Annotated in this window: 19 protein-coding genes; 15 read left to right on the plus strand and 4 right to left on the minus strand. The window is 36.0% G+C overall.

Translation table 11 applies throughout. From position 1 onward, the window contains the following. Positions 1 to 46: 46 nt before the first annotated feature. Genes rnc through P164_RS14275 form a run of 3 tightly spaced genes read right to left on the minus strand, consistent with a single transcriptional unit; the run spans position 47 to position 2,306 of the window. The gene (gene rnc, locus P164_RS14265; protein WP_028377012.1) at positions 47 to 793 is read right to left on the minus strand and encodes a ribonuclease III; all 747 of its coding nucleotides are present in this window, start codon (positions 791 to 793) and stop codon (positions 47 to 49) included. Between the two features lie 6 nt (positions 794 to 799). Further along, positions 800 to 2,053, minus strand: coding sequence for a beta-ketoacyl-ACP synthase II (fabF, locus tag P164_RS14270; protein WP_028377013.1), 1,254 nt, complete (start codon positions 2,051 to 2,053; stop codon positions 800 to 802). A gap of 19 nt (positions 2,054 to 2,072) precedes the next feature. After that, positions 2,073 to 2,306: an acyl carrier protein gene (locus P164_RS14275; RefSeq protein WP_009778413.1), complete on the minus strand. Its 234-nt coding sequence runs from the start codon at positions 2,304 to 2,306 to the stop codon at positions 2,073 to 2,075. 176 nt (positions 2,307 to 2,482) lie between these two features. On the opposite strand from P164_RS14275, the gene purN reads away from it, so the two are divergent. From purN to P164_RS14295, 4 genes are all read left to right on the plus strand, one after another. Next, a complete protein-coding gene (purN, locus tag P164_RS14280) occupies positions 2,483 to 3,052 on the plus strand; it encodes a phosphoribosylglycinamide formyltransferase (RefSeq protein WP_028377014.1) in 570 nt (189 codons plus the stop codon). Positions 3,053 to 3,108: 56 nt separating this feature from the next. Continuing rightward, complete coding sequence (locus P164_RS14285; RefSeq protein ID WP_028377015.1) at positions 3,109 to 3,744, plus strand: viroplasmin family protein; 636 nt, start codon at positions 3,109 to 3,111, stop codon at positions 3,742 to 3,744. A 72-nt stretch (positions 3,745 to 3,816) separates the two neighbouring features. Next, positions 3,817 to 4,740 (plus strand): PfkB family carbohydrate kinase, encoded by a 924-nt coding sequence (locus tag P164_RS14290; RefSeq protein ID WP_028377016.1) that lies wholly within the window; start codon positions 3,817 to 3,819, stop codon positions 4,738 to 4,740. A gap of 50 nt (positions 4,741 to 4,790) precedes the next feature. Then, complete coding sequence (locus P164_RS14295; protein WP_028377017.1) at positions 4,791 to 6,689, plus strand: amidophosphoribosyltransferase; 1,899 nt, start codon at positions 4,791 to 4,793, stop codon at positions 6,687 to 6,689. A gap of 988 nt (positions 6,690 to 7,677) precedes the next feature. On the opposite strand, the gene P164_RS14300 is transcribed toward P164_RS14295, so the two are convergent. Next, a complete protein-coding gene (locus P164_RS14300; protein ID WP_028377018.1) occupies positions 7,678 to 8,286 on the minus strand; it encodes a superoxide dismutase in 609 nt (202 codons plus the stop codon). A 162-nt stretch (positions 8,287 to 8,448) separates the two neighbouring features. Here P164_RS14300 and P164_RS14305 point away from each other — a divergent pair, with 162 nt between their 5' ends. The 11 genes from P164_RS14305 to P164_RS14355 all read left to right on the plus strand — a co-directional run bounded on the left by P164_RS14305 (position 8,449) and on the right by P164_RS14355 (position 24,566). After that, the gene (locus P164_RS14305) at positions 8,449 to 11,592 is read left to right on the plus strand and encodes a UvrD-helicase domain-containing protein (protein ID WP_028377019.1); all 3,144 of its coding nucleotides are present in this window, start codon (positions 8,449 to 8,451) and stop codon (positions 11,590 to 11,592) included. 235 nt (positions 11,593 to 11,827) lie between these two features. Continuing rightward, on the plus strand, positions 11,828 to 13,204 hold the full coding sequence (locus P164_RS14310; RefSeq protein ID WP_035899873.1) for an OmpA family protein: 1,377 nt from the start codon (positions 11,828 to 11,830) through the stop codon (positions 13,202 to 13,204). A 148-nt stretch (positions 13,205 to 13,352) separates the two neighbouring features. Further along, a complete protein-coding gene (locus P164_RS14315; RefSeq protein WP_028377021.1) occupies positions 13,353 to 14,738 on the plus strand; it encodes an OmpA family protein in 1,386 nt (461 codons plus the stop codon). Positions 14,739 to 14,817: 79 nt separating this feature from the next. Continuing rightward, positions 14,818 to 17,523 (plus strand): PD-(D/E)XK nuclease family protein, encoded by a 2,706-nt coding sequence (locus P164_RS14320; protein WP_028377022.1) that lies wholly within the window; start codon positions 14,818 to 14,820, stop codon positions 17,521 to 17,523. 99 nt (positions 17,524 to 17,622) lie between these two features. Beyond that, positions 17,623 to 18,063, plus strand: coding sequence for a thioredoxin family protein (locus tag P164_RS14325; protein ID WP_028377023.1), 441 nt, complete (start codon positions 17,623 to 17,625; stop codon positions 18,061 to 18,063). Positions 18,064 to 18,067: 4 nt separating this feature from the next. After that, positions 18,068 to 19,051: an FAD:protein FMN transferase gene (locus P164_RS14330; RefSeq protein WP_028377024.1), complete on the plus strand. Its 984-nt coding sequence runs from the start codon at positions 18,068 to 18,070 to the stop codon at positions 19,049 to 19,051. Next, positions 19,044 to 19,256: a DUF4266 domain-containing protein gene (locus P164_RS14335; RefSeq protein ID WP_028377025.1), complete on the plus strand. Its 213-nt coding sequence runs from the start codon at positions 19,044 to 19,046 to the stop codon at positions 19,254 to 19,256. The genes P164_RS14330 and P164_RS14335 overlap by 8 nt, the downstream gene beginning before the upstream one ends. Before the next feature lie 19 nt (positions 19,257 to 19,275). Beyond that, entirely contained in the window at positions 19,276 to 20,550 is a 1,275-nt protein-coding gene (locus P164_RS14340) for a DUF3570 domain-containing protein (RefSeq protein WP_028377026.1), read from the plus strand. Positions 20,551 to 20,628: 78 nt separating this feature from the next. Beyond that, complete coding sequence (locus P164_RS14345; RefSeq protein ID WP_028377027.1) at positions 20,629 to 22,569, plus strand: M1 family metallopeptidase; 1,941 nt, start codon at positions 20,629 to 20,631, stop codon at positions 22,567 to 22,569. Positions 22,570 to 22,695: 126 nt separating this feature from the next. Then, on the plus strand, positions 22,696 to 23,085 hold the full coding sequence (locus P164_RS14350; RefSeq protein WP_028377028.1) for a hypothetical protein: 390 nt from the start codon (positions 22,696 to 22,698) through the stop codon (positions 23,083 to 23,085). Between the two features lie 176 nt (positions 23,086 to 23,261). Next, positions 23,262 to 24,566: a voltage-gated chloride channel family protein gene (locus P164_RS14355; RefSeq protein WP_028377029.1), complete on the plus strand. Its 1,305-nt coding sequence runs from the start codon at positions 23,262 to 23,264 to the stop codon at positions 24,564 to 24,566. Positions 24,567 to 24,814 lie beyond the last annotated feature (248 nt).

Consider the following 24,814-nt stretch of genomic DNA (forward strand, 5'->3'; position numbering starts at 1 on the left):
GTTTTACCTTAACTAAATGTAAAATGAGAATCAATGCTAAATTGATTTAGTTAAAACGATGCAAATCTATTTTATTCTGAAAAACATAGTAGGCTCGTTTTGCAGCTTTTTCTTCAGCTTTCTTTTTTGAAGTAGATCGTGCTTTTGCAACCTGCTTACCATCAATAGATAACTTAACAGAAAAGTGTCGTATAACATCAAGCCCTGAATCTTCATATGTATCAAATTCAAAGTTGCGCTTTTCTTTTTGACACCATTCAATTAAGAGACTTTTGTAGCTAATTACCCTGCCCTCTAGCTTCTCTATATCAACATATGGGTCAATAACGCGCTTTCCTATAAATTTACAACAATATTTATACCCGCGATCCTGATAAATAGCACCTACAAGCGACTCAAATAAATTACCGTGTATATTTGTTCCGAAATTTTCTTTAGGGATTGCAGCTCTCATAAGATTTAATAAATTGAGATCTCTGCCTAATTCATTTAAATGCTCTCTGCTTACAACTTTAGATCGCATTTTTGTAAGATAACCTTCATCTCCTTTACCTACTTCATCAAAGAGATGCGCTGCTATAACACTCCCCAGCATAGCATCGCCTAAAAATTCTAAGCGTTCATAGTTAAAGGCGTGGCCTTTACTGTTTTGTAATCCCATAGACCTATGTGTAAATGCTTCTTCATAGTGTCTAATGTTTCTGGGTTTGAACCCAATTATTGCCTTAATCGTGGCAAAAAAATTCCCGTCCTTTTCAGGACGGGAAGTAAATATGTTGCGAATCGCACTCATATATAATTATTCGCTAAACTTTTTGAATATGACACAAGCGTTGTGACCTCCAAAACCAAAAGTGTTGCTCATAGCAACATTTACCTCACGTTTTTGAGCTTTGTTCAAAGTTAGGTTTAATGAAGAATCAATATTCTCATCAACAGTCGTATGGTTTATAGTAGGTGGTACAAGACTGTGCTGCATTGCTAGTATTGAAGCAATTGCTTCAATCGCACCGGCAGCGCCAAGTAAATGACCTGTCATTGACTTTGTTGAATTGATATTGATATCTTTAGCGTGCTCTCCAAAAACTTTAGTAATTGCTTTAAGTTCTGCTACGTCTCCTAAGGGTGTTGAAGTCCCGTGAGTGTTAATAGCATCTACTTCTTCAGGTCGTATGTTAGCATCGCGCAAGCAATTAAGCATTACACGTTCTACACCTATACCTTCAGGATGAGGAGCTGTCATATGATATGCATCACTAGACATACCGCCTCCGGCAATTTCTGCATAGATTTTAGCGCCTCTTGCTTTAGCGTGCTCGTATTCTTCAAGAATTAAAGCTCCTGCACCTTCTCCTAAGACAAAACCATCGCGGGTTGAGTCAAAAGGACGTGAAGCGGTTTCCGGACTTTCGTTTCTGGTTGACAAAGCATGCATAGCGTTAAAACCGCCCATACCTGCTTTTGTTACTGCTGCCTCACTACCTCCTGTAACAATGATATCACAATGTCCTAAACGAATGTAGTTTAGAGCATCTATCATTGCATTAGCAGATGATGCGCAAGCCGAAACTGTCGTATAATTAGGTCCCATAAAACCATGTTTAATAGAGATATTGCCCGGGGCGATATCTGCAATCATCTTTGGTATAAAGAATGGGTTAAATCTTGGAGTACCATCACCCTGGGCAAAGTTTGTAACTTCATCCTGAAAGGTTTCCAGTCCACCTATACCAGCTCCCCAAATAACACCAACTCTAAATTTATCAACCTCATCAAGATTTATTCCTGCATCCTTGATAGCCTGATCTGAAGATACTAATGCATATTGTGCAAAGCGATCTAGTTTACGGGCTTCTTTTCTGTCAAAGAAATCTTCGGCATTAAAATTTTTGAGCTCACAAGCGAATTTGGTTTTAAACTTCTCTGCGTCAAAATACGTAATTGGGGCACAGCCACTCTTACCTGTACTCAATCCTTCCCAATATTCTTCAATATTGTTCCCGATTGGCGTAAGCGCACCAAGACCTGTTACAACGACTCGCTTTAACTCCATAAGGTAATATGCTTTCTTCTTATTTTGCTTCTTCTATATAGGAAATAGCTTGACCTACAGTAGCTATATTTTCTGCCTGGTCGTCTGGAATCTGAATATCAAATTCTTTTTCAAACTCCATAATAAGCTCAACTGTATCTAACGAGTCTGCTCCTAGGTCGTTTGTGAAGCTAGCTTCTGCAACAACCTCGTTTTCATCAACGCCTAATTTATCTACGATGATGGCTTTTACTCTTGATGCAATGTCTGACATAATATTTAATTTTAAATTTTAATTAGGAGGCAAAAATAGCAAACTTTACGGTTTTACCACATTCCCTCTCTAAAATGTGTCGTTAAAATAAACATTTCCTTTTTAACTTTAGATAAAAAACCTTCAATTAAAGGATTATTATACCTTGTTTTGTATCTCGTAAACACCAGTAATGTATGAAACGGATAGTGATTTTTGCATCAGGCAGTGGCACAAATGCACAGCGCATCGTAGAATATTTTAAAGATCAAAATGAAGTAGAGGTAGCGCTCATTTTAAGCAATAAAGCGACTGCAAAAGTTCTAGATCGCGCGGCAAATCTTAATATTAGTGCCTTTAGTTTTAATAAAACGGCGTTTTATGAGAATGACCATGTTCTTAATCTTGTGAAGTCTGCTAAACCAGATTTAATTGTACTAGCTGGTTTTTTATGGTTATTTCCTGCGTCGATTATACAATCTTATACAGGAAAAATAATTAATATACACCCTGCACTACTACCTGCTTACGGGGGTAAAGGAATGTATGGTGCACACGTACACAAAGCTGTGGTGGAGGCAAAAGAAATCGAATCTGGCATCACTATTCATTATGTAACCGAAAATTATGATGAGGGTGCGATAATTTTTCAGGCTAAAACAAAACTTGATTCAGAAGAAACGGCAGATAGTCTTGCTGCTAAAATTCACAAATTAGAATACGAGCATTTTCCCAGAGTTATTGCAGAGCTTTTAGAAAAGCAGTAAACAATTAAAATATCATTGAGATTTCTACCTGTGTGGAAATGAAAAGTAATTTTTCAATGGCTAAAAAAGAAAAGTTCTACGTTGTTTGGCAAGGTAAAAAACCAGGAATCTACACGAAGTGGAAAGATTGCAAAGCTATGATAGATGGTTTTGCAGGTGCGCAGTTTAAATCTTTTGAGTCGTTTACTGAAGCGAAAGCGGCTTACAACAAAGATTTTAAAGATGTAAAAGGAAGCTCCAAAACTAAAAAAATACTTTCCGCAGCAGAAAAAGTAAAATACGGTGAGCCTAATCTGTATTCTATTGCTGTTGATGCAGCCAGCTCTGGCAATCCCGGCATTATGGAATATCGCGGCGTTGATACACAGACCCAAAAGCAACTCTTTCATCAAGGCCCGTTTAAACAAGGCACTAATAACATAGGTGAGTTTCTAGCTCTTGTTCACGGCCTCGCTTTTCTAAAGAAAAATAACAGTGATCGCATCATTTACTCAGACTCCAAAATTGCCATAGGCTGGGTAAAAAAGAAAAAATGCAACACAAAACTTACTGAGAGCCCGCGCAACAAAGATGTTTATGATCTGGTTAGACGTGCCGAAAATTGGTTAAAAACAAATACATATACTACTGTAATTGTTAAATGGGAAACAAAAGCCTGGGGAGAAATTCCTGCAGATTTTGGCAGAAAGTAAGTTTAAGTTTACTCTAACGACCATTGTTTAAAATTGCACTGGCAAAACTGTATATTTGCAAAAATTATTTGAATGCAGAAAATGGTAATTGTAGGCACATGTGCCTTTGATGAAATAGAGTCTCCCTTTGGAAAAACAGGAAAAATTTTAGGTGGCGCAGGTACTTATATAGGTCTTGCAGCATCTAATTTTGAGATAGACCAGGCTATAGTATCTATTGTTGGGTCAGATTTTCCTCAGGAATATATAGACATCTTAAAAAATAAAGGTATTAACCTGGAAGGTCTTGAAGTTGTTAAAGACGGAAAGACATTTTTCTGGAAAGGTCTATACCATAACGACCTTAATTCTCGAGATACCTTAGTTACAGAATTAAATACATTAGCAGATTTTAACCCAATAGTACCTGAAGCTTATAAAGATTCAGAGATTGTAGTTCTGGGCAATTTGCATCCTTTAGTTCAACTTTCTGTATTAGAGCAGATGAATACTAAGCCTAAACTTGCTATTCTGGACACTATGAATTTCTGGATGGATAGTGCATTAGAAGATTTGAAAAAGGTAATCGCTCGCGTTGATGTCATAACTATAAATGATGAAGAGGCACGACAACTAAGTGGAGAATATTCACTTGTAGTTGCCGCCCAGAAAATATCAGAAATGGGACCTCGCTTTGTAGTAATTAAAAAAGGAGAGCACGGCGCTTTATTATTTGAAGGTAGTAATATCTTCTTTGCACCCGCATTGCCTTTAGAAGAAGTTTTTGATCCTACCGGAGCAGGTGACACATTTGCAGGAGGCTTTGCAGGATATCTAGCAAGTTCTGGTGATCTTTCTTTTGAAAATATGAAACGGGCCATTATACACGGCTCAAATCTAGCCTCGTTTTGTGTAGAAAAATTTGGCACCGAGCGAATGCAAGATTTAAAACCAGACGAAATAAACCAGCGTTTGCTAGAATTTAAAGCGTTAACGCAATTTAATATAGACCTATAAAACAACCGCGCCCTCTTCTAACGAAGGGGGCGCAAACATTTGACTAAGCTATGAGTGATGCAATTAAGCATGAATGTGGAATTTCGGTAATACGCTTACTAAAACCTTTAGAGTATTACAAGGAGAAGTATGGCAGTGCATTTTATGGTGTAAATAAGATGTATTTAATGATGGAAAAGCAGCACAACCGCGGTCAGGATGGCGCAGGGTTTGCCAGCATTAAATTAGACGTAGCGCCGGGAGAGCGTTATATAAGCAGACAACGATCTATAGCACAACAACCTATTCAAGATATATTTGCTCAGATAAACTCAAGAATTAATGAGACACTTCTAGAGCACCCCGAGTATGCAGATGATGTTGCGTTACAAAAAAAGTTTGTGCCGTATATAGGTGAATTATTACTTGGGCACGTTCGGTATGGTACCTTCGGAAAAAACAGTGTTGAAAATGTACATCCGTTTTTAAGACAAAACAACTGGATGCATCGTAATCTTATCGTTGCAGGTAACTTTAATATGACCAATGTTTTTCAGCTTTTTAATAAGCTTGTAGAACTGGGTCAGCATCCTAAAGAAAAAGCAGACACTATTACCGTAATGGAAAAAATAGGTCACTTTCTTGATGATGCGGTTGCTAAAATTTATAAGAAGTTAAAAAAAGAGGGTTTTTCAAAATTTGAAGCTTCTCCACAAATTGCAGAGCGTTTAAATATCGCAAAAATATTAAAGAAAGCTTCAAGAGATTGGGATGGCGGTTACGCTATGGCCGGTCTGTTAGGTCACGGTGATGCCTTTGTATTGCGTGATCCTTCTGGGATTAGACCTGCTTATTACTATCAAGATGATGAAGTGGTTGTGGTAGCAAGTGAGCGACCTGTAATACAAACTGTTTTTAATGCAAAATTTGAAGATGTTCAGGAATTAGATCCTGGCCATGCGATCATAATTAAAAAAAGCGGAGCAACTTCTATAGAAAAAGTTCAGGAACCTCGTGAGCGCAAAGCCTGTTCTTTTGAACGTATTTATTTCTCAAGAGGTAGTGATGCCGAAATTTATCAAGAGCGCAAAGAACTTGGCCGTTTATTAATGCCCGAAGTTTTAAAACATATCAATCACGATACCCAGAATACTGTTTTTAGCTATATCCCCAATACTGCTGAAACTTCATTTTACGGTATGGTTGAAGCAGCACAAGAAGAGCTTGACACCCAAAAGACTGCAGAGATTCTTGAACATCGCGAAACTCTTGACAAGGAAGGGTTAAATAAGATCTTAGCAAAAAAACTACGAACAGAGAAAATTGCTATTAAAGATGTTAAACTACGTACGTTCATAACGGAAGATAGCAGTAGAGATGATCTTGTTGCACATGTTTACGATGTAACGTATGGAGTAGTGAAGCCCACAGATAATCTGGTTATTATAGATGACAGTATTGTACGAGGAACAACTCTTAAAAAGAGTATTATCAAAATGTTATCTCGCTTAAACCCTAAGAAAATTGTTGTGGTATCGTCTGCACCTCAAATACGATATCCAGATTGCTACGGAATCGATATGGCAAAGTTGCAAGATTTTATTGCTTTTAGAGCCGCTATTGCGTTACTTGAAGAAACAAAACAAGAACACATAATAAATGAGGTTTATGAAAAATCATTATCTCAAACTGGTTTTGAAGATAAAGATGTGATCAATTATGTAAAAGAAATTTATGCTCCTTTTACAGATGAGCAAATTTCTGATAAGATTGCACAACTACTTGTAGATGAAACAATACAAACAGAGGTAAGCGTTATTTATCAAAAAGTATCTAACCTACACTTAGCTTGCCCTAAGAATTTAGGAGATTGGTACTTTACAGGAGATTATCCAACTGCAGGAGGAAATCGCGTTGTAAACCGTGCTTTTATCAATTATGTAGAGGGAAGTTTAAAAAGAGCGTATTAAAATGGCACTTAAACTGATAATTTCGCAGTTTATCTAAAAGTTTGTTTACTGTAAATTATACATGGTATTTTAGTTTCTACCAGAGCATAAGTAGGTTAAGTTCATGGTAGATTTGGGGCAAAAAAGGTGGATTTATCCACCTTTTTTATTTGACCCAAATTGGGGTGGCGAGTTTTCTAAAAATTTTCCTGAATAACAATAGCACGGTAAAACCCTGTAAATGCAAATGCCGAAAACTCACAGCGAGCCGTTTTCAACTCCTGTCTTATTCCACCTTTTTTATTTGACCCAAATTGGGGTGGCGAGTTTTCTGAAAATTTCCCTGAAAAACAATAGCTCGGTATAAGCTTTTAAATCGAAAACTGAAAACTCTTGCGAGCCGCACTCACCTTTCGGTTTATTCCACCTTTTTTATTTGACCCAAATTGGGGTGGCGAGCTTTCTAAAAATTTCCCTGAATAACAATAGCACGGTAAAACCCTGTAAATGCAAATGCCGAAAACTCACAGCGAGCCGTACTCACTTTAAAGTTTACTCCACCTTTTTTATTTGACCCAAATTGGGGTGGCGAGCTTTCTAAAAATTTCCCTGAATAACAATAGCACGGTAAAACCCTGTAAATGCAAAAGCCGAAAACTCATTGCGAGCCGCTTTTAACTCCTGTCTTATTCCACTTTTTTATTTGACCCAAATTGGGGTGGCGAGTTTTCTAAAATTCCCCCTGAATAGCGAGATACAATACTATAGATCAAAAGCTGAAAACTCATTGCGAGCCGCACTCACCTTTCCGTTTACTCCACCTTTTTGAAAAAATAGATCTTAGTGGGAGACAAAACTGTGCATATATCTAATTTGACTCAGTTACATGTTTGCTTCGGTAATAACATTTCACAACCCATATCCTCCAACTTATACAAACTCATTTAAAATTGAGCATAAAAAAAACCCGGAATAGTATTCCGGGTTCATAAAAACAAATTAATGTTTCTTATTTATTTTGAGCGTAACGGCTAGAAACCTCTTTCCAATTGATTACATTAAAGAATGCATCAATATAATCTGGTCTCTTGTTTTGGTATTTTAAGTAATAGGCGTGTTCCCACACATCTAATCCTAAAATTGGAGTTCCACCGCAGCCTACTTCTGGCATCAACGGGTTATCCTGATTAGGTGTAGAACATACTTCTACTTTTCCGCCTTCGTGAACACAAAGCCAAGCCCAACCTGAACCGAATTGGCTTCCTGCTGCGCTACTAAATTTATCTTTAAAAGCTTCAAAAGAACCATATGCAGCATTTATAGCCTCAGCTAACTCTCCTGTAGGCTCGCCACCTCCATCTGGAGACATTATGTCCCAAAAGAGACTGTGATTATAAAAACCACCACCATTGTTACGTACGGCACTATTAGACATATCTAGATTTATTAAGATATTCTCTATAGTTTTACCTTCAAGGTCTGTACCTTCAATAGCTGCATTTAATTTACTGGTGTAACCTGCGTGATGCTTACCGTGGTGAATTTCCATGGTTTGTGCATCTATACTAGGTTCTAATGCATCTTTGGCATATTTTAAACTTGGAAGTTGAAATGACATTTTTATTTATTTTTTTCGTTAATATAATAGTTGTTCCCCAAAGATAGCAATTCAGCACCCGTATTAAAAACAACACGTGTTATAAAAGTCTTAAGGTTTAAATACTAATCGCTTATAACACACTCATATAATTAGTATTAACATTTTTACCATCTTGAATCTATGCAAGATCTACCTACTATCTCTATATACAATGCTTCAGCTGGCGCAGGAAAAACTTTTGCTCTAGTTAAAAATTATCTTGTAATTCTTTTTAAAAGTAAAAACGAATTCAAATACCGCCGCATTCTCGCCATAACATTTACAAACAAAGCGGTCGCCGAAATGAAGTTGCGTATTGTAGACAACCTACAGGCGTTTACTCATGATGATATTTTTGATAATCCGGGTCCAATGCTGCTTTCAATCGAAGAAGAGACCGGTTTAAAACGAACCGAAATTCAGCAAAAATCAAAGCGCCTCTTAAAGAATATCGTTCAGGATTTTGCATCATTTGATGTGGTAACTATAGATAATTTTACCCATCGGGTCATACGTACATTTGCACATGATTTAAAAATTCCACAAAATTTTGAAGTTGAACTCAATACTCAAGATGTTTTAGAGCAGGCTGTAGATAAGTTAATTGACAAAGCGGGTAAAGATGATTTAGTAACACAAGTGCTACTCGATTATGCCTTAGAAAAGATTGACAGTGACCGAAGCTGGGATATATCAAGAGACTTTTATGAGATTAGCAGACTGCTTTTAAGCGAAAATGACAGAGCCTATTTAAAAATGCTGGAGGGTAAATCATTGAAGGATTTTGCAGACTTAAAAGAGTTTATAAAAAAAAGCTCTTCACAGCTTGAAAAAGGAATATTAGAAAAAGCGAAATCATTGCTCGGTTTTATTGCCTCAAACGGACTCGAAGAAGGCCATTTTAAAGGAAAATATTTGCCCAAAGCAGTAACAAAAATTAGTGAAGGCATTTTTGCTATTAATACTGCTTCGGCGTGGGTTGCAAATTTGGGTGAGGAACCCATGTATACTAAAACTCAAAAGCAGCCTATAAAAGATATTTTAGACCAGATTGCACCAGAAATCGCTCTTCAATTTAATGTGATAAAACACGACATATTAAATTTGAGTTTTCAAGAAGAACTGTATAAAAAAATCACTCCGTTATCTGTTTTACAAGCAATACAGGAGGAAGTAGATAAAATTAAAGCCAAAAATAACCTCATTTTAATTTCAGACTTTAATGAACTTATTCATAAAAATATAGCAAATCAACCTACCCCTTTTATTTACGAGCGACTGGGTGAGCGTTATGAAAATTACTTTATAGATGAATTTCAAGATACTTCGCGCTTACAGTGGGAAAATCTCGTGCCCTTAATAGACAATGCGGTTAGCGTTAATCAAACTGAAGATTTATCAAATAGTCTGATGCTCGTAGGCGACCCTAAACAGGCAATTTATAGATGGCGTGGTGGCGAGGCAGCTCAATTTATAGAGTTATCTAACGGTAAAAATCCGTTTCAGAATGAAAATAAAGACGTTATAAATCTTCCCTTTAATTATAGAAGTTATGATAAGATTATAGCATTTAACAATACATTCTTCAGCAAACTTGCAGATGTTTTTGAAAATGTAGACTATAAAAAAATATATACCGAAGGAAACGCACAACGCGTAAATACAAAGCAAGGTGGCTATGTTGCTATTTCATTTATAGATGCTGTAAATAAAGAGGAAGCTGTGCCTTTGTATCTAGACGAGGTGGTCAAGACTATTTATTCGTGCCTGGAAAATGGTTTTACACTTAATGAGCTTTGTATACTGGTTAGAAAAAATTCAGAAGGTGTAGCTATAGCCCAGCGCTTACAAGAACAAAATATACCGGTAATATCTAGTGAGAGTTTACTTTTAAAACAGTCTTCTCAAGTACAGTTTATAGTAAATCTGCTGCATTATACAATTGAAAATGAATCTAACGCTATAAGCATAAAACTACTAGAATATCTTGCTGAAGAATTTCTAAATATTGAAAATCGCCATGCCTTTTATAAAAACAATTTAATTTTTAATGGTTCTGAGCTATTAAAAAATGCGTTAGGTGTGAATTCTCATTTTGATTTTACACAATGCGCTACATTACCTCTTTACGAAGCTGTAGAATACATTGTAAGAAGTTTTAACCTTCAAAAAAGCGGAGGAGCCTACCTTCAATTCTTTTTAGACGCTGTTTATGACTTTACACAAAAGAATTCTGGCGGTGTTCCTGAATTTATTACCTGGTGGAATCGCAAACAGGATAAGCTAAGCATAAGTACACCTCCCGCCTCAAAGGCTGTGCAAATAATGACGGTTCACAAAGCGAAGGGCTTAGAATTTCCGGTTGTTATTTATCCGTTTGCAGATAGCGATTTGTATCCTAGAAATTCAGATTCTTATAATTGGTATTTACCCAACGCTGGTGAATTCTTAGATTTTAAGGCCTTATTAATAGGTCAAAAAAATGAGCTCACCCAATTTAATGAGCAGACAGCGGCACTTTACCACGTAAAAAGAAGTTTACAACAACTGGATAATATTAATATTCTTTATGTTGCTTTGACGCGTAGTGTTGAACAACTACACATTATAACTAATAAGGGGGCGCTTAGCAAAGCAGAGCCAAAAACATTTTCTGATCTATTTATGAACTTCGTTAATCAGGATCCCAACTTTACTGAAGATACTCTCTATTATTCCATAGGAAATGAAAAACGAACTTCAAAGCCAAAAAATCTGGTTCAATCTTCAGAAAATTTAGAATTAACGAGTACTTCTAAAGAAGAACACAATTTAATTATGGTTACCCAGGCAGATTTTCTATGGAACACAGAACTTGTTGAAGCCATAAATCTAGGTAATGTAATTCATGAACTAATGGAAAATATTGAAGTAGAAGAAGATGTTGATTTAGCCATTAAAAGAGCTCTTACATTAGGATTAATAGATACAGCTAATTATCAAAAGTTAAACAATAATTTAAAAGAACTTATAGCTAAGTTGAAACCCGAGGGTTTCTTTAATCGTGCCCATTTTATTTTAAATGAACGAGATATAAACTTAAAAGGTAAAACTATTAGACCAGACCGTTTGGAACTTAATGACAAGAATGAAGCCTGGCTATTAGATTATAAAACCGGATTAAAAAATGAGGCACATAGTAAACAAATAAATTCTTATTCCCAGGCACTCATTGCAATGGGATATACAATCAAGAAGCAATTAATAGTATATCTAAATGATGAAATTCAATTATTCACACCTTAATTAAAATATAAAATTTATCTAATTGCACTTATTAAAAACAACAACAGATTTCAATACAACTATTTGATTTTGTGACCTTTAACATTTGTTCTGCTAAATATTTAAGTTAATAAATTTTCTTGGTTTTGTATAATTCTTAATAAAGGTTTAATAAAACTTTATCAATTGCCGTTTTGTATCTAAATTTTAACAAACTACTTTTACCCCCGTATTGAATAACTTATCAATTAGAAATATGAAAAAAAGTACTAGTATATTGTTTTTGTTTTTTGCAGTATTTATAGGAGTAAACTCTGTATTTGCTCAGGATGCAAATAACCCTTGGTATATAAGTGTAGGAGTTAACGCTGTTGACACTTATCCCGTAGATGAAGATAACAGACCTCTAACAGGAGGATTTCTTAATGAAATGTATAATGTAGATGACCATTGGAATATTCTACCATCTATCTCTACTCTTTATGTAGGCCGTTACATTGGTAGTGGTTTTGCTTTTGGTGTAAGAGGTTCTCTTAATAAAATAGAGAAATTTGGTGATGTACCAGCAAATGATCTTGCATATTATGCAGTAGATGGTATGTTCTCTTACAGTTTCCGCGATGCTCTTTTTGGTGAAGGTGGCTGGTTTGACCCATACTTAGGAGTAGGTGGTGGTTATGTTTTTGTAGGTGATTTATCAAGCCATGGTACTGCTAACGGTACTGTAGGTTTAAAAATATGGTTAGGAGAGTCTATAAGTTTAGACTTATCTACAACCTACAAGCACGCATTTGAAGATAACTATACTAAGCATATGCAACATACTGCCGGTATTGGTTTTGCTTTTGGAGGTACCGATACTGATGGTGATGGTATTTTTGACAAAAATGACGAGTGTCCAGATGTTCCTGGTTTACCAGAATTTAATGGATGTCCTGATACAGATGGTGATGGTATAAAAGATTCTGAAGATTCTTGTCCTGAAGTTGCCGGTTTACCAGAATTTAATGGTTGCCCTGATACAGATGGTGATGGCATTGCAGATCCAGATGATAAATGTCCTAATGTAGCTGGTTTACCTGCTTTAAATGGTTGCCCTGATGCTGACGGTGATGGTGTTACAGATGCAGAAGATAAATGTCCTAATGAAGCTGGCCCTGCCGCAAATGATGGTTGCCCTTATCAGGATAAAGATAATGATGGTGTATTAGACAAGGATGATGAGTGTCCTACAGTTCCTGGTACAGTAGCAAACAATGGTTGCCCAGAAGTAACTGTTGAGGTGTTAGAAGAAATTAATGTTCAGGTTAGAACTGTACTATTTGATTTAAATAAAGCTACAATTCGTAAAGAGTCACTTGAAAATTTAAATACTGTAGCTGGTACAATGATGGAATATCCTAATACAAGATTTTTAATAGAGGGTCATACAGATAGTCAAGGAAGTGATGCATACAACCTTAAGCTTTCTGACGAACGTGCAGCTTCAGTTAAAAACTATTTAATTGAAAAAGGATTACCTGCTTCAAGACTTTCTTCCGAAGGATTTGGTGAAACTAAGCCTGTTGCAAATAATGCAACTGCTGCTGGTAGACAACAAAACCGTAGAGTTGAAATTTCACTTATAGATTAAACTTAAATGTTACTGATTAGCAACAAATCAATCTGAAGATTTATACTAAATAAGCAATTATTTGATTTTTCTTAGATTTGATTTTGTTGCTAGTTTTTAACAAATTACATTTGCTTCAATTAACACACTTAAATTTTACTTACTTAACATGAAAAATCTTACTAAATTATTTTTATTTGCAGCCCTTACCTTTATAGGTATGAGTCAAGCAAATGCTCAAGACAAGAATAACCCTTGGGGGGTTAGTATTGGTGTAAACGCGGTAGATACCTACCCTGTAGATCCAAGTAATAGTGAACCATTAAGAGGAGGTCTTTGGAACGAATATTTCAACCAAAGAGATCATTGGAATATTCTTCCTTCAGTTTCAACATTATATGTAGGTCGTTACATTGGTGCTGGTCTTTCTTTTGGTGTACAGGGATCTATTAATAAAATAGAAAAATTTGGAGATGCTCCTGCAGATGACCTTGCATATTATGCTGTTGATGGTGTTTTCAACTATAGTTTTAGAGATCTTCTTAATGGAGAAGGTGGATGGGCTGATCCTTTCGTAGGTGTTGGTGGAGGTTACGTATTTTTTGGAGATATGCCAAGCCACGGAACTGGTAACTTACAAGCTGGTTTAAAAATCTGGTTAAGTGAAAATATCAACTTAAATTTTGCATCAACTTATAAGCATACTTTTGAAGGTAATAAATACGTTGACACACGTCATTTTCAACACGTTGTTGGTGTAGGTTTCGTTTTTGGCGGAAAAGATACTGATGGTGATGGTGTATATGATAAAGATGATGAGTGCCCTGAAACTCCAGGTCTTAAAGAATTCAACGGATGTCCTGATACAGACGGTGATGGTATAAAAGATTCTGAAGATGCTTGTCCTGAGGTTGCTGGTTTACCAGAATTTAACGGATGTCCTGATTCTGACGGTGATGGTATCGCTGACAATGAAGATAAATGTCCTAACGTAGCTGGTCCTGCTGCAACTAATGGATGTCCTGATGCTGACGGTGACGGTGTTATCGATGCTGAAGACAAATGTCCTAACGAAGCTGGTCCTGCATCTAACAATGGTTGTCCTTTTGTAGATACTGACGGTGACGGTGTTGCTGACAAAGATGATAAATGTCCTAACGTAGCTGGTCCTGCATCTAACAATGGTTGCCCAGAAGTTGACGCTGCTGTATTAGAAGAATTAAACGGTGAAGCTGGTCGTATCTTATTTGATACAGATAAAGCTACTATCCGTAAGAGCTCTCTTGCAACTGTAGACAGAATTGCTGCAATTGTTAAAGAATACCCTAGCGCTAAGTTTGAAGTAGAAGGTCACGCTGATAGCCGTGCAAGTAATGCATACAACATGAGTCTTTCTGAAAGAAGAGCTCAATCTGTTGTAGATTACTTAATCTCTAAAGGTGCTAATGCAGATAATCTAATGATTCACGCTTATGGTGAAGAGAAGCCAATCGCTCCTAACACTACAGCTGCTGGTATGCAACTTAACAGACGTGTAAAACTTACTTTAAAGTAAGATACATTCAGATTTAAATCTCATTACAATATATTTTTAAAACGCCCCGTTTATTCGGGGCGTTTTTTATTTTTAGCATATGACAACATTCATCGACGAGATTATACAAGACCTGTTAAATTCAGAAATACCCCTTTCTCAAACAGTGATTGTACTTCCATCTAAAAGAGCAGGAAGTTTTTTTACTAAAAATTTAAAAAAGAAGCTCAAAGACGAGATATGCTTTTTACCAAAAACTTTGAGCATAGAAGAACTTGTAGAAGATATCTCAGGGCTCGTACCTGCTTCTCAAACTCAACTTCAAGTAGAGCTCTATCACATTTATAGAAAACAATTTAATCAAGGCGAACCCGAACCCTTTTTAAACTTTTTAGGTTGGGGACAAACCTTATTGGGAGATTTTAATGAAATAGACCGATACCTCATTTCTACAAAATCATTTTTTGACTACCTAAGTGCAATTAAAGAACTCAATCACTGGTCAATAGATACAACTTCTACTCTAGTCTCAAATTATCTCATATTCTGGAAATCTATTGAACTGTATTATAACAACTATAAAACACACTTAGAGAATCTTGGTCTCGGTTATCAGGGAATGCTTTATAGAAAAGCGGTAGAAACTATTGACAGTTACCTAAAAGAGAATACTCAGAATTATTTTTTTTGCGGTTTTAACGCACTTAACTCTGCAGAACAAACCATTATAAAAAAATTCTTAGAACGATCTACCACAAAAATTTACTGGGATATAGATCCTTACTTTTTAAAGGATGAGAATCACGTTGCCAGCACTTTTATAAAAGGATACCTCAAAAACTGGAAAGAATTAAATGCTACAAATTCTATAATTCCTCAAAAGGTCTCCTATTATAATTCAGAAAAAACCATATGTGCAACCGGGATCTCTCAAAATATAGGACAGATTAAATATACTGGCCAGCTACTTTCAAAACTCTCTCAGGAAGAACTAGAAAATACCGCCGTGATATTAGGAGACGAAGCACTTTTGCTTCCTCTTTTAAACTCATTGCCATCAAATGTTTTAGCTCTCAATGTAACCATGGGGTTACCCTTACAACAAGTTGCCCAGGCTGCATTTTTTGAAAATTGGTTTCAGTTACAACTCAACAGACAGGAAAGCGGGTATTATTATAAAGATGTCCTTTCTATACTCGATCAGCAATATGCCATTCTACTCTTAGGTGACGCACGACTAAAGATTAAAAAAGAAATCACTCAAAAAAACCTGGTTTATATAAATCCGCTCCGATTAGAAAATGATGCAGTGCATTCAGCGGCTTTAAAATTAATTTTCAATCCGTGGCTCAATAATAGCGAGAACGCACTTACTTCAATCTTAGGAACAATCCAGTTGTTGAAAGAAATTTTGCTTCCGCAGAAAAACTGGTTGCAATTAGAATTTTTACACGCCTTTTTAGAGCTCTTTACGCAACTTAAAAATCTTAACGACAGCTACACGTATCTGGGAGATATAAAAACCCTTAAACAGTTTTATAGAGAGCTTTTAAGTAAAGAGACGCTCGATTTTAGGGGTGATCCTTATTCTGGACTTCAAATAATGGGAGTTCTTGAATCTCGGGTACTTGATTTTAAAAATATAATCATTACATCGCTCAATGAAGGGACATTTCCTTCTGGTAAGAGTCAAAATAGTTTTATTCCTTTTGATTTAAAAATTGAATATAAACTGCCCACTTACAGAGAGAAAGATGCCATTTATGCATATCACTTCTTTAGATTGCTTCAGCGTTCAGAAAAAATAAACCTTTTATTCAATAATGAAGCAGGCGGTTTAAATAGTGGTGAAAAAAGCAGATTTCTACTTCAGCTTGCTACAGACCCAGAGGTTAAGTATACCTACAGCGAACAAACCGCAAGTGCTTCTGTAAGTTTAAAACCAAAAAAACTCAAGCATATTGAGAAAACGCCTCAGATAATAGAAGCTATTAAAAAACATGCGCAATCTGGCCTTTCCCCTTCTGCATTAACCACCTATATAAGAAATCCTGTAGATTTTTATTATAAATACGTTTTAGGAATACAAGAATTAGATGAAGTAGAAGATATTATTGCGCACAACACATTAGGAACCGTTGTTCATGAAACGCTAGAAAAACTTTATGAGCCCTATATAAATACGATACTTACTGCAGATATTTTAAAAAAAATGATGTCTTCAGTAGATAAAGAAGTGCGCAAACAATTTGACATCTGGTATAATGCAGTCCATATAGATACTGGTAAAAACCTGATTATTTTTAATGTCGCTAAACAATTTGTTCGTAATTTTTTAATGCAAGAGCAGCGTGATATCAATGATGGAAATGAAATCATAATAAAAGCCCTTGAATCAAAATACAGTGTGCCTATTTGGGAAGGCATTGTACTTAAAGGCACGGTTGACCGAATAGACCGGGTAAACAATGTTTTGCGCATTCTTGATTATAAAACAGGTAAAGTAGACAAATACCATCTTGTAATTAAAGAATGGGAAGATCTAATTACAGATTACGACAAACAGTCTAAAGCTTTTCAGGTTTTGTGTTATGCTTTGATGCTTTATAAAAGTGAAGGTCTGCCAGAATTCACGGAAGCTGGTATAATTTCATTTAAAAACTTAAATGCCGGATTTTTAAAACTTAACAAAGACCAAAACGCTTCAGTAACCACAGAGCTTCTGGAAACTTTTGAAAGTTATCTTCTTAAGTTAATTAATGAAATACTAGATATAAACACTGCTTTTGTAGAAAAAGAGGTTTAAAAATCTACACTAACAAACGCGGCATAGCTTTTGAAATTAACTAACAAATTGAGGTAGTTAGGACTACTTTTAAATATTCAATTAAAAATAAAAATCCCTATGAAAAAGTTTCTTTTTTTCACGCTATTCGCAACGCTAACCGTGTTTAGCACAAATGCTCAGGAATGGAAAACCAATTTTTCTGAAGCAAAAAAGGAAGCGACTAAGCTAGATCAACCTATTATACTCGTTTTTCAAGGCTCAGACTGGTGTGCGCCGTGCATTAAGTTAGATAAAGAAGTATGGTCAACAGAAGCATTTAAAAAATATGCTAAAGATCATTTTGTAATGCTTCAAGCAGATTTTCCTAGAAAAACTAAAAATGCATTACCTGAAGATCAACAAGCACGTAACAATAAACTTGCTGAAACCTATAACAAAAATGGGTATTTTCCGTTTGTGGTAGTTTTAGATCATGCTGGTAAAGTACTTGGACAAGCCGGTTATGAGAAGACAACTCCAGAGGCTTACATTAAAAAGCTTGAGGCTTTCACAAAGTAAAATTTTGAAACACATACTCCCTATTTTAATTCTGCTCTTAAGTTTTAACTTAAATGCACAACAAACATTTAAGCGAACTTTAAAGCTAATGGGAAGCCGTTTTGATATAACGGTTGTCGCTCAAAATCAGGAGAAGGCAGATGCTTTTATAAATCTGGCTATAGCCGAAATTACACGAATTGAAAAACTAATTTCTTCATGGGATGCTAATTCTCAAACTTCAGCAATAAATAAAAATGCCGGTATTAAAGCCGTTGCAGTAGATGCAGAATTATTTGACCTCATCACACGAGCAATTTCCATTTCTAAACTTACAGATGGCGCTTTTGACATTAGTTACGCCTCAATGGATAAAATATGGAAGTTTGATGGAAGCATGACCCAAATGCCAGATGCAGCAACGATAACCGCTTCTGTAGATCGCGTAGGTTTTAATAAAATTCAATTAGATGCTTCCTCTCACACCGTTTTTTTGCCAGATGCAGGAATGAAAATTGGCTTTGGTGCAATAGGTAAAGGCTATGCTGCAGATAAAGCTAAAGCGCTATTGATTTCTAAAGGTGTTTCTGCAGGTATTATAAATGCATCAGGAGACATGAATACCTGGGGAAAGCAACCTGATGGAAGCACCTGGAAAGTTGCAATTACAAACCCTATGAATAAAAATAAGGTTTTTGCGTTACTCCCTTTAATAAATAGTGCTGTTGTAACATCTGGCAACTATGAAAAGTTCGTATCTTTTAATGATACAAGATATAGTCACATTATAGACCCGCGAACAGGGTATCCTGCTTCCGGAATTATAAGTGCAACTGTGTTTGCTCCAAAGGCTGAATTAGCAGACGCATTAGCAACTTCTGTATTTGTTATGGGGATTGAGGTGGGACTTAATAGGATTAATCAATTGCCTAATATTGAGTGTATTATAATTGACGATACCGGTAAAATATATAAATCAGACCATATAGAAATTAAAGATCATGATTAAAAAAATTCTTCTGTTGAGCTCTCTTAGCTTGTACTTCACCAGTTGTGTTGCGGTAAAAGAGTACGAGAAAGTAGCAATAAATGATCCTGATATGGTTCTTTCAGATAAGCCGGCAGATCGCAATGTTTCTACCTTTCATTCCTATAGAGAAGCGGCGGTAGGCGCTAATGGAGGTAAAACCGGTGGTGGCTGCGGTTGTAATTAATGAGTATTTATATAAGCATATGCAATTATTTAAAATAAGTTTTGGGGCTTTATTAGTACTTTCATTCTCTGCAGTACACGCACAGGAAGAAAATCAGGAAGCATATAAAAAAAGAGTTTTAGAAACTACTGAAGTTGATTTTTTAAGTAGCTATTATGCTCAGGATGGCGCTAACGCTGCTGTAACGGGAGGTATAGGCACAGAAGAGCTTACTGATGCTACGGGTACGATTGTAATTTCGATACCGCTAAACGACGATGATGTGTTAACTATAGATGCGGGGGTTTCTGCATACACATCTGCTTCCTCCAGTAACATCAATCCGTTTGATGGTAGCAACGCTGCAAATGCTTTTCAGGCTTCATCTGGCGCTTCTAGTAGTGATTTATGGTCAAACATAAACGGTATTTACAGCCATAGCAGTACTGATCGCAATAAAATATGGACAGCAAAAGCATCTGTCTCTTCAGAATATGATTACTTCTCAGTAGGTTTTGGTGGAAGCTACACCTGGTTATTTAATGAGAAAAACACAGAATTAAGTGTAAATGGTAATATCTACCTAGATTCCTGGAAAACGATTTATCCTATTGAATTACGCCCAGGAAGCGTTTACGGAGATGCAAATTACAATCCGCAATTTATACCTTTTGACCATACAAATAGAAACTCTTATGCTGTAGGTTTTGGGTTCTCTCAAATACTTTCTAAAAAATTACAGGCATCGCTAGCATTAGATTTAGTTCAGCAAAGTGGTTTACTTTCTACCCCGTTTCAACGTATTTATTTTAGCGATAAGCCAGATGTTATGGTTGAAGATTTTCAGCTTGCAGATGATATCGAGCGATTACCTGATACGCGATCAAAAATAGCCGCCGGCGGAAGATTAAATTATTACTTAAATTCAAGAGTGGTGCTACGCTCTTATTACCGTTTTTATGCAGATGACTGGGGGATTACTTCACACACAGCAAGTTTAGAAATTCCGATAAAAATCATAGATAAATTTACGCTGTACCCATCTTACAGGTATTATACGCAAACCGCCGCAGATCAATTTGCAGGTTATGAGCAACACGCTTCTACAGACGAGTTTTACACCTCAGATTTTGACCTCTCTGCGTATGATGCAAATCAGTTTGGCTTCGGTGCAAACTATACAGATATCTTTACAAAATTCCACATCTTTCAATTTGGTTTAAAAAGTATAGATCTTAAGTATTACAACTACAAGCGCAATACTGGATTGAGCTCAAACATCATTACAGCAGGTATAAAATTTGTTCAGGATTAACATTTTTTGTTCAATTATATTTTACTGAAATAGGAATAGAACTTTTACATTTAAGGCTCAATCTAATCTTTTTAGTAAATGAATTATTTAAGCAAAAAAATTGCTTTTGCAACCTTAGTTATTGGTGCCATATCAGGTAGTCAGGCACAAGAAACCAAAATTAATAACCAGCCTCTTTTTAGCGAGTTTCTAGAGCACAGTGGTAATGAATTTCGCACTGCAACCGGCCAGCCCGGTGAACATTATTGGCAAAATGAAACCGATTATGTTATTGAAGCTACATTAAACGAGCAGGCTCAATCTATTAGCGGAAAAGTCACCCTTACTTATACTAACAACAGCCCACAAGATCTAGATTTTATCTGGATGCATCTGGAGCAAAACCGTTTTACAGAAACATCTAGAGGTACGCTTACCACTCCTATCTCCGGCAATCGCTATAATGGTGATGTAAACGGTGGGTATACCATAACAAATCTCGCTGCTAAAGTAAAGCGCAGCACTTCTTCAAAACACATAATTACAGATACTCGCATGCAAGTGTTTTTTGACGAGCCCATTCCTGCAAATGGTGGTGAAGCGACGGTATCAATGAATTTTACATACAAAATACCTAAAGACGGAATGGACCGTATGGGACGGGTTGATACAAAAAACGGGACTATTTTTGCTTTAGCACAATGGTTTCCTAGAGCTGCAGTACTTGATGATATTGAGGGGTGGAATATTGAGCCATATTTAGGTGCGGGTGAATTTTATCTGGATTATGGGGATTATGATTTTAAAATTACAGCACCTTATAATCATATCGTAGTGGCTTCAGGCGAATTGCAAAATGCAAAAGACATAATGTCTTCAAAAATGCGTGATCGCATGGATCAAGCTAAAAATAGCGATAAAACAGTTTACATTATAAATCCTGAAGAACTCAATGATATGTCATTGCGTGCAAAACAAAGCGGCACATTAACCTGGCATTTTAAAATGGAGAACACGCGTGATGTGGCCTTTGCCTCTTCAAAAGCCTTTATTTGGGATGCTGCTAAAATAAATTTACCCGGCGGTAAAAAAGCAGTTGCACAGTCTGTATATCCTATTGAAAGTTCTGGTCAGGATGCGTGGTCTCGCTCTACCGAATACACAAAAAATGCGATTGAAAACTATTCTAACATGTGGTTTGAATACCCATACCCTACTGCTGTTAATGTAGCCGCAGAAATAGGCGGTATGGAATATCCCGGTTTGAGTTTTTGCAGCTGGAAATCTAAAGGCGAAAGCTTATGGGGAGTTACAGATCACGAGTTTGGTCACAACTGGTTTCCTATGATTGTAGGCTCAAACGAACGTCGTTATGCGTGGATGGATGAAGGTTTCAACACCTTTATAAACTACTACAGTACTTTAAAATTTAATAATGGTGAGTATCCTGCAAATCTTAGTAAAGTACGCAATACTGTAGGCTGGTTTAACAGTCCTAACCGCGAGGGTATAGATACCTACCCAGATGCTACTAACTTAAGAAACTTAGGTATGACCGCTTATTACAAACCTGCACAAGGTTTATTTATGTTGCGTGAGTACATTTTAGGACCAGAACGATTTGATAATGCATTTAAATCTTATATAAAACACTGGGCGTACAAGCATCCCCAGCCTAAAGATTTTTTCAACCATATAGAAAATGTGGCCGGCGAAAATCTTGCCTGGTTCTGGAAAGGATGGTTCTACGGCACCGGTAATATTGATATTGCAATTGAAAACGTAAAACAGAACGAAGGTAATTATATCATTAGTATTTCAAATAAAGGAGAAGTACCTATGCCTGTAAAAATGGAAGTTACATTTGATGACAATACAACAGAACGAATAGCGCTTCCTGTAGAAATCTGGCAACGTGGCAATACCTGGAACTACTTATTAGAAACTACTAAAACAGTAAATAAAGTTGAACTTGATCCTGATAAAATCATCACAGATATCAATTTTGAAAACGATTTTTGGAAAGCAGCTCAAAAATAGTTTTTAAAACACCCAATTTAATTATTTGAGAAACCTCAACAGTTTATTCTGTTGGGGTTTCTCTTTTTACAGAAGTAATTGTAACAATAGCCTACGAGTAACTACCTATAGATAAATCATTCAATTATGCAAGTAGTATCAAACAACCTCAACACCTTTAGAGTCCTGTACATAGTTAAAGGTGTTTTAAGCTTATTAGCTGCTTTGTTTTTTGTGGGTTATTTAGCCTTTTTAAATATATTTATTAATGAATCTACGACAATGCCTGATGCAAATATTGATGTAATGAGCGTCTTAAATATTATAATGGGCATTGGTTTTATCCTTTGTTTAATAGTAGGTATTCTAACCTTAATGGCCGCAAAATATATAGGACAAACCTGCAATTATACATTTGTACTTGTAATTGCCATTCTCAATTGTCTATCGGGTATTTTAGGAATTATTCTTGGCGTGTTTACTATTATCGAAATTAATAAGCCACATATAAAAATGCTTTTTGATCAAAACGATTAAGTTTAAAATTTGCCAAATTTCCATTCCGAAGAACTAAACGGATCTATTGCATACGATTTCTAGTATATTTACGGCTTAAATAAACCGCAAGGTTTACCTTCTATGACTTTGTGAATAGCTATGCATTCTGCTTCAAAATCGCTTACAGCTAATGCAGAATCGTTATACATGGCAGTATGAATGTAATAAAATTAAAATCCGCATTTTCTTCGATAGAGCAACTTCCTGCCCTGTTTTATCTTTTAAAATGGCTCTTTATCTGTACACTAATAGGTGCTATTGCAGGAAGCATATCGGCATTCTTTCTAATTAGTCTCGATTGGGTGACAAATTATAGAGAGTCTCACCTATGGATTATTGCTTTACTCCCTCTAGGCGGATTTATAGTAGGCCTATCTTACCATTTATTCGGAAACAGTGTTGTAAAAGGGAATAATTTACTGCTTGAAGAGTTTCACAACCCTAAAAAAATTATTCCATTTAAAATGGCGCCTTTGGTTCTTTTTGGCACTTTAGCAACTCATTTGTTTGGAGGTTCTGCAGGACGAGAAGGTACTGCGGTACAAATAGGAGGGGCAGTTGCAGACCAGTTTACAAAAATCTTTAACCTCTCAAACCGTGATCGCAAAATTTTACTTATTGCAGGTATTAGTGCCGGTTTTGCTTCCGTTTTTGGAACTCCATTAGCTGGAGGAATATTTGCTTTAGAAGTACTTATATTGGGGAGAATACGTCTTGATGCTATTGTTCCCAGTTTTTTAGCGGCAGTACTTGCCGATTATTTTTGTACCCTATGGAATGTCACACACACCCAGTATCATATAGATTCTATCACAGTTATGAATCCCCAGAATTTAGTATGGGCATTACTAGTCGGAATCATTTTTGGACTTGTAAGCATGCTTTTTTCAAAATCTACACACTTTTGGAGTGCTTTATTTAAAAGATATATAAAATATCCTCCGCTTAGACCATTTGTAGGCGGCGCAATAATTGCAATAGCGGTATATGCCCTAGGTACAACAAAATATATTGGTTTAGGAATCCCTACCATTGTAGATTCATTTACGATGTCAATGAATTCTTACGACTTTTTAATTAAAATATTATTTACATCATTCACACTCGGGGCAGGCTTTAAAGGTGGCGAAGTAACACCCTTATTTTATATAGGAGCAACCTTGGGTAATGCCCTAATTTGGTTTGTGCCGTTGCCTATAGATTTGCTGGCAGGAATGGGATTTGTAGCAGTATTTGCAGGAGCTACAAACACACCTATCGCCTGTACTGTTATGGGAATTGAGTTATTTGGGATAGAATCTGGAGTTTTTATAGCCTTAGCGTGTAGCACCGCTTATCTATTTTCAGGACACTCGGGAGTATACGCTTCTCAAATAATAGGAAGTCCAAAAACCAAAACGTTTGATGATGAAAAGGGCGCACATTTATCTGAAATTTCTGAAAAGCGTAAAATGAATTGACAAGCTTGTCACCTTAAGAATCTAATTTTAAAGAAGCAAAAACTTCAGGTATACAGCAGGCTCTACATTTTAATGTTATAAAAGGTCATTTAGAAAACAGAAAAATATCTTAGTAAATCAGTGAAAACAAATTGTTTAAGCATCCGCATTTGATAGATCTTACTGAAAAAATAAAAGCCCTTCTAAATGCGGAAAAAGATTTTTTAAAATTAGTGACTTTAATACTCATCAAGAATACGATTGCATCG

It is taken from the genome of Leeuwenhoekiella sp. MAR_2009_132, assembly GCF_000687915.1.
Taxonomy (GTDB): Bacteria; Bacteroidota; Bacteroidia; order Flavobacteriales; family Flavobacteriaceae; genus Leeuwenhoekiella.

Coding starts and splice junctions, on each gene's coding strand:
- rnc (WP_028377012.1), bottom strand. CDS start 793: ATGAGTGCGATTCGCAACATATTTACTTCCCGTCCTGAAAAGGACGGG.
- P164_RS14325 (WP_028377023.1), top strand. CDS start 17,623: ATGAAAAAGTTTCTTTTTTTCACGCTATTCGCAACGCTAACCGTGTTT.
- P164_RS14290 (WP_028377016.1), top strand. CDS start 3,817: ATGCAGAAAATGGTAATTGTAGGCACATGTGCCTTTGATGAAATAGAG.
- P164_RS14335 (WP_028377025.1), top strand. CDS start 19,044: ATGATTAAAAAAATTCTTCTGTTGAGCTCTCTTAGCTTGTACTTCACC.
- P164_RS14305 (WP_028377019.1), top strand. CDS start 8,449: ATGCAAGATCTACCTACTATCTCTATATACAATGCTTCAGCTGGCGCA.
- P164_RS14310 (WP_035899873.1), top strand. CDS start 11,828: ATGAAAAAAAGTACTAGTATATTGTTTTTGTTTTTTGCAGTATTTATA.
- P164_RS14340 (WP_028377026.1), top strand. CDS start 19,276: ATGCAATTATTTAAAATAAGTTTTGGGGCTTTATTAGTACTTTCATTC.
- P164_RS14355 (WP_028377029.1), top strand. CDS start 23,262: ATGAATGTAATAAAATTAAAATCCGCATTTTCTTCGATAGAGCAACTT.
- P164_RS14350 (WP_028377028.1), top strand. CDS start 22,696: ATGCAAGTAGTATCAAACAACCTCAACACCTTTAGAGTCCTGTACATA.
- P164_RS14295 (WP_028377017.1), top strand. CDS start 4,791: ATGAGTGATGCAATTAAGCATGAATGTGGAATTTCGGTAATACGCTTA.
- P164_RS14320 (WP_028377022.1), top strand. CDS start 14,818: ATGACAACATTCATCGACGAGATTATACAAGACCTGTTAAATTCAGAA.
- P164_RS14345 (WP_028377027.1), top strand. CDS start 20,629: ATGAATTATTTAAGCAAAAAAATTGCTTTTGCAACCTTAGTTATTGGT.
- purN (WP_028377014.1), top strand. CDS start 2,483: ATGAAACGGATAGTGATTTTTGCATCAGGCAGTGGCACAAATGCACAG.
- P164_RS14285 (WP_028377015.1), top strand. CDS start 3,109: ATGGCTAAAAAAGAAAAGTTCTACGTTGTTTGGCAAGGTAAAAAACCA.
- P164_RS14300 (WP_028377018.1), bottom strand. CDS start 8,286: ATGTCATTTCAACTTCCAAGTTTAAAATATGCCAAAGATGCATTAGAA.
- P164_RS14315 (WP_028377021.1), top strand. CDS start 13,353: ATGAAAAATCTTACTAAATTATTTTTATTTGCAGCCCTTACCTTTATA.
- P164_RS14275 (WP_009778413.1), bottom strand. CDS start 2,306: ATGTCAGACATTGCATCAAGAGTAAAAGCCATCATCGTAGATAAATTA.
- fabF (WP_028377013.1), bottom strand. CDS start 2,053: ATGGAGTTAAAGCGAGTCGTTGTAACAGGTCTTGGTGCGCTTACGCCA.